Genomic DNA, 6,272 nt, shown 5'->3' with positions numbered 1-6,272 from the left:
AATGGGGAATGGGGAATGGGGGCGAGAATAACTACTGACGAAGGACAAATGACAAATGACAAATGACAAATTACGAATTACGAATTATTTGAATGTCGTGATTTGAACGTAGATTGGTATCAGCCCAAGAACATATTAAACCTTCCGAGCCTGGGTCAATCAATTGTTCTGGTGATGGTTGTCGTCGCCAATTTTCTCCTTGCTTACGGATGGGAAACAGCAGGACGGGGCCTAAATGACGCACGCCTGGGGTTTGTTGCAGTAATGCGACAATATCTGATGTATAAACTGGTCGCCCAAATGGCCAACCTTTGCCGTCCATTCCTCCAGTTAATGGATTTAAATATTTATACAGTGATACCCTTAAATTCCGGCGAATTTCTTCTCTGGCAAAAGGATTATCATAAGCAGGTTCTAAAGCAATTTCTGTTTGTACAGAAACACCTACATAATTTGGTTCTTGTAATTCTATTTGTACCCCTAATAACCGTCTTTCATCTAAGTAACTCAAAATTTGCTCTTGCAGGGCATTACTAAGAGCAAAATTTTCTGGTGTCATGCCATTACCTTGCGCGATCGCATCTGTATTTGCATAAGGTACTACCAGTAAACTAACTATACCAGCTTGTCTACGAGAATTTGCTGGTAAACACCGGACGCGGGCGATCGCACCTGCACCCGCCTGTTGAGTCAAAACTTCAAAATCTTCAGCAGTAACGGCGCGATCGCGTGTGCGGAGGATGCGGGGAGCCTTCATCACAGCTTGTTCTAGCGATTCGGCATCCGCACCATTGATTGCAGGTACACGATTGACCACACTAGCAATGTATGGATATGCAGACTTCAAAAACTGGATTGCCCCAGTTTGCACATTGCCTTCCCTACCGCCACCTGTGCGATAAGCAACCATTTTAATCTCTGCACCACGGGGAGGAATCGCCCCATATTGGTGTTCCGACTGGTTATTTTCTAGAACTTGTACAGATGTGTTATCTAGCGATGGTTCTTGGATTCGCGTTCGTACTTGTGTTTGTTGTTTAAGTTGGCTAGGTTCCCGAATCAGCGGCCCAAACTGGATTGTCCCAGTGATCGAATCGATGGTGTAATGAAAGTTATGCGGTCCAGAATCAGCAAAATCTCTCACCTCAATCCACTTTTGAGGCAAACCACCACTGGGAGTAACTAAAATATACTCATTTTCTCGGCGTTCTAAAATTGGTGCTGTTTGTAACTGGAAACTCTGACCAGGTGTACCATCACTAATTCCCAATCGCTCATCTTGAATCAGCGTACTGTGACTAGCTCTAACAGTACCGCCAATTGACCGCGCTGCTAAACCAATAATTCTTGGCGGACGATTGTAACCAGTTTCATTGGCTTCTGTGGAAACAAAGCTACAGCGCAGCCAACGACCTCGGTAAGAGGTAAAATTAGCCACAGGCCAAATTTGAGGTAAATGTAAACGTACCTCTGCACCTTGAGATGGGTTTCCGCCTTGTTGGGCTATTTCATAAAAACTGAACCCACGAGTTTTATCGTCTGACTCTTGCAATAAAACTGGTTGCCAATTTTCCCCATCCCAGGCTTCCCATTTGCGGGGTGGTTGATTGGGGTTAATACCAGCAGGAGTAGCCGCAGCCCCTTGGAAAATAATTTCTAAAACATTAGCGTCTAGTGGATCATCAGAATTAATTGCTAAATAAAAGCAGTTCCCAGGCTGAGGTTCTTCTTCAAAAATCGGTTGTTCATTACCTGTCCAGAAACCATTAGATTGACGAGTCCATGAAGTTGTAACTCTTTCGCGCAGAGATTGGGGAATATCTTCGGTAGTTTGGGCAGTTAAGAAGTGTTGGATGCGGGGATTGCCGATAATTAGAGGATAATCTGTGCTAAAGGTAATAGCTTCTGTAGTTTCAGTGCGAATAGTTGAGGCTTCTAATCCTGCGGGAATAGTGTAGGCTTCGGGTAATGCAGCGCTTAAATAAAAAGTTAATTCCGTGCGGGCTGGGGCGGGAGGCTGGAGACGAATACCCAGTAATTCTAGGAAAGCGACATAATTTTTGCGAGGTACTTGGTTAAATCTGAGCAACATCTGGTCAGTCAACCAAGCAAATAACTCAATTAGCGTAATTCCTGGGTCGCTGAGGTTGTGGTCAGTCCATTCGGGACAGTAGCGGGGAATACGCATAATACATTCTTCCACCAAATCATCGAAGGCGCGATCGTCTAAGTTGGAAGAAGGTAATTTCGGTAAAAAATCAAAGTTCATACCAATTTAAAAAAGAATGTGACAGATACAAGGCTAGAAACCCAGATAAAATTTAGCTTTTTTAATTAGGACTTACGCATAAATTATGGAATAACGTAGACGCTTCTCTACGAGACGCTACGCGAACGGCTTGCCGCAGGCTACCGCAGAGGCACAGAGGGCACAGAAAAATCAGAGTTTGAGAGATATTTTGCGTAAGTCGTATTAATTTTTAATTTTTAATTTTCAATTTTTAATTCGGATCACGCTTCCTCCCCAGCTGAAACCAAATAATAAGGATAAACAAAACTATAAATATCGGGGCCGTCTTTGAGTCGATAATTGATAATGATGTCCACTCTGCCACGCACAGGGTCAGGATCGGTGATAACTTCATCGATAGTAATGCGTGGTTCCCAAACTTCTAAAGCTTCCAAGACATAAAGACGGATTCGCAGTAGGGTATCGCTACTTAAAGGTGCAAACGCCAGTTCAGACAAGCGCGAACCAAAGGTAGGTCGATAAACCCGTTCACCTACTCCCGTGCGGAGGATAATCCAAATAGATTCTTTAACTTTTTGATCTTCACGGCTAAGTTGTATCCCGCCTTGCACATTTAAATGCAGTGGATAAGCCCAACCTGTTCCCAAATAGGCTCGTTCACGACCATAAACCATATCTGGCACTTAAACAGTTGTACATGGATATCTTCAAAGATATCGGCACAGAGGGTTTAAGCCTATTCGCCAAAGGTCGAGGATGAAGCGGGGGGCAGAGGGGCAGGGAGCAGGGAAGGCAGGGGAGGAAAGAGGGTTATTTCAGTAATTCTTTTCTCAAGAACAGCTTCACTTCTCTCAAGGGGAGACGCTAAAAGCGATCTGCTTTCTGCCTTCTTTAATCCCTTTCCTGCTAGTATTTTTTCAGGATGGCAATTAGTTTTTTTACAGCTATTTTCAGTTAAATAGACCACGCGGTAGGGGCACAGCAATGCTGTGACCTTACGACAGATATAGTTCAAATACATGAAAAGTGCTGTAATTTCAGATAAACGATCGCAAACTAGGGTTGTCGGTAGCCACTGACCAGAAACGTTATGCCAACATTTGAAGAATCAAGAATTAATAGATGATTGAAATTTTTGAAGCAGACCTGAGTATGCCTTCTCATGCGGAGGCTATGGTGCAATTAATGGATGAGTATGCACTTGACCCGATGGGTGGTGGTAAAGGTCTGTCCGATTACGTTAAAACAAATCTCTCAGCAGAGCTTGCAAAAAGAAAAGCGGCTCATGTAATTCTTGCGTTTGTCGATGCCGAACCCGCAGGGCTTGTTGTCTGCTTAGAAGGATTCTCTACGTTTGCGTGTAAGCCATTACTTAATATTCACGATGTCATCGTTGCTTTACCCTACCGTGGTAGAGGCTTGTCCAAACTGCTGCTACAGAAAGCGGAGGAGATGGCGTTGGATTTGGGTTGCTGCAAACTCACGCTAGAGGTACTGGAAGGAAACCATGTTGCCCAGTCAGCATACAAGGCGTGCGGATTCAGTGGCTATGAGCTAAATCCCCAGATGGGCAAGGCATTATTTTGGGAGAAGAAACTAGCATAGGTGACTGATCGATCGAAAAGTCTTTAAAGCAGATTGATTATGATTACTTCCTATTTGCGCTACGTTATCGATCCTGACAAAATTTCGGATCAAGTTGCAACTCTCCCCTCCCTTATCTTCTCTACTTCTCCAATCAGCCGCCAATCAAAACAGTAAAATCACCTTTGATAATTTTATTTGGTGGTCCTAATGCTTCTAAAACAGTATCGCCCATGCGAGAAGCAGGCAGATTGTTAATCAGCACAGTCTGGCTACCATCAATCACAACCCCAGGACCGTGGGGAGGTAAGGGTAAGGGTGTGGCGCAATTATGAATATCAGCACCAGCAGCAGCAGCAGCGATCGCACTACCCATAGTAGCTGCTGATGTTGCCTTTGTAGTTTGTTCGGTGGCTAAAGCAGCAGGTGCGCCTGGTGTACCTGCTGCCGCTAGGGTAGCAGCCTCAGCCACTTGGATAGCCGTATCAGAAATTTGTTTGGCGGATTGCAAACCTGGTACTGCTGCTGCAAGCACACCCCGCCACGCAGGTAAAGACCCAATCAAAACATTGGGACTACCCGGCCCTCCTGTTAAAACTGGGGGTAATGGATGCGCCACATTATCAGTAATTCTTGCTGCTGGTTTACCCATCACAACCTCCTATTGTGTTAATTACGAATTACGAATTACGAATTAATTAAGTCGAATCATCGCACCTTTAACTGTAATCACGCCGTTGGCTGTAATGTCTATATTTCCAGCAGCATCTAATGACATATTGCCTGTTGATTTCACTGAAACAGATTTACCCATATCGTCCATTTTGATTTTATGACCACCTGTGGTTTCAATCTCTATGCAGCGATCGCTATCATTGAGATATATTTTGTGACCGCCTGTGGTTTCTACGCGAATACCTTTTTTACTACTTCCTTTATCCTCTTCAACAAACTGTAGAACATGACCAACACGAGTTTTAATTGTGCGTAATCTGACACCACCTGTAACTGAATCACTCACCTTTTCCGGTGGTGCATCTTTCCCGTTCCATACCCCGCCAATGACATAGGGACGATGGATATCGCCATGTTCAAAACCTACCAAAACTTCATCGTTTACCTCTGGTAAACAGTCAAAACCTCTGTTTGGGCCTGCTCCCACAGCTACAACTCTCGCCCAGTCACTTGTATGTTCTTCTGTGAGAGTGGGAAACTTGACCTTCACTCTGCCCATTTTCTCTGGGTCTTTATTATCAGTCACAATTCCCACTAATAAAGTCTCAGATGGCTGTAGACGTTTTTCTGGGGATAGAGTTGTGAATAAGTTACCAGAACGGAGTCCCCGCACGCTGAAATCAGTTTCATAAACGCGCTGATTAAAGAAATGGCGGGTTTCTGTAACATAATACTTACCACTATAGCGATCGCCCATATCCTCAAGACTAATAACCCGTCCAGGACGAATCTCAGGATTCCCTTCTGCTTTGGCATCTGCGTAAACAAATTCTCCTCCTAGTTCATCACACAAAGCCTGAGCCATTGTATCTGCTTGTTTTTTGCTGGCAACAGGCTTATCTACAACAATCATTTTCGGAGACTTAAGATTAGAAAATGCATTACTAGTAGTACTTCCTAGCTTATTACCTGTCTCAGTTATTTGCTTCTCTTTCTTGGCTGTTCCACTAATCAATTTTTTCTGGGTATAGTCCCAGGCGCGTACTTCTACAGAACTTATCTGTTCAGCACTAGTAACACGAGTACTAAATTTATTAATGTCAACTAGCCATTTTAATGATAAAGCTCCCTGAGTTTTTGGTTTGCAAAAATTGAGTTTTTCCTCGGTAATAAATAACTCAAAACCAATGCGAGCAGCTCTCTCTCGCAAAAATTCCATATTCGTTTGATTTTCTTGGAAGACATACTTATGAACTTCACCAGTTGGCTCTATATTGCCAGGTTTTATACCTACTTCTTGAATTATTTTTTTGACTATACCGCTATCAGTTTCATTTAAAAAAGAACGATTATAACGACCTCTATGCAGACGATGAGAAATATCATAACCGCGAACAATTATATCAGCTTCAGATTTTTCATTAAAGTGAACTTCCATCGCTGTAATTTCGCCTTCAATAATGAATTCTCCTACCTCTTCTTGAAAATTATTATCTAGAGTAGTACTTGAAGTAAAACCCAACTTCACTTTTTTACCAATCTTAAACAACTGATCATGTCGCCATGCCTTATTTTCTGCTCGATCAGATGTGGGAATATAGCTATTATGGATTACTAGCGTAAACATTGCTGGTAAATGAAGGCTTTCTTCTATTGTGATTTGCAACAAATCCTTCATTAATTCAGGCGAAGCGGGTTGTTCATCTATCTGTATTTTAGGTTCGCTTAAATAAAGGCTTTTTTTAGGAGGCATAACTATTAT

Annotated in this window: 5 protein-coding genes; 1 reads left to right on the top strand and 4 read right to left on the bottom strand. The window is 43.0% G+C overall.

From position 1 onward, the window contains the following. Window positions 1–70: 70 nt before the first annotated feature. Complete coding sequence (locus G1O98_RS20635; RefSeq protein WP_163931168.1) at window positions 71–2,269, bottom strand: putative baseplate assembly protein; 2,199 nt, start codon at window positions 2,267–2,269, stop codon at window positions 71–73. Window positions 2,270–2,511: 242 nt separating this feature from the next. Then, complete coding sequence (locus G1O98_RS20630) at window positions 2,512–2,925, bottom strand: GPW/gp25 family protein (RefSeq protein ID WP_163931165.1); 414 nt, start codon at window positions 2,923–2,925, stop codon at window positions 2,512–2,514. A gap of 478 nt (window positions 2,926–3,403) precedes the next feature. Here G1O98_RS20630 and G1O98_RS20625 point away from each other — a divergent pair, with 478 nt between their 5' ends. Then, on the top strand, window positions 3,404–3,856 hold the full coding sequence (locus G1O98_RS20625; protein ID WP_243458495.1) for a GNAT family N-acetyltransferase: 453 nt from the start codon (window positions 3,404–3,406) through the stop codon (window positions 3,854–3,856). Between the two features lie 133 nt (window positions 3,857–3,989). Here G1O98_RS20625 and G1O98_RS20620 read toward each other — a convergent pair whose 3' ends face one another. Next, window positions 3,990–4,487, bottom strand: a complete 498-nt coding sequence (locus G1O98_RS20620) for a PAAR domain-containing protein (protein WP_163931158.1) — start codon at window positions 4,485–4,487, stop codon at window positions 3,990–3,992. Window positions 4,488–4,529: 42 nt separating this feature from the next. Beyond that, the gene (locus G1O98_RS20615; protein ID WP_163931154.1) at window positions 4,530–6,263 is read right to left on the bottom strand and encodes a VgrG-related protein; all 1,734 of its coding nucleotides are present in this window, start codon (window positions 6,261–6,263) and stop codon (window positions 4,530–4,532) included. Between the last annotated feature and the right edge of the window lie 9 nt (window positions 6,264–6,272).

The organism is Nostoc sp. UIC 10630, assembly GCF_010747425.1.
Lineage (GTDB): Bacteria > Cyanobacteriota > Cyanobacteriia > Cyanobacteriales > Nostocaceae > Nostoc.
This window is presented reverse-complemented; position numbering and strand designations above follow the sequence as displayed.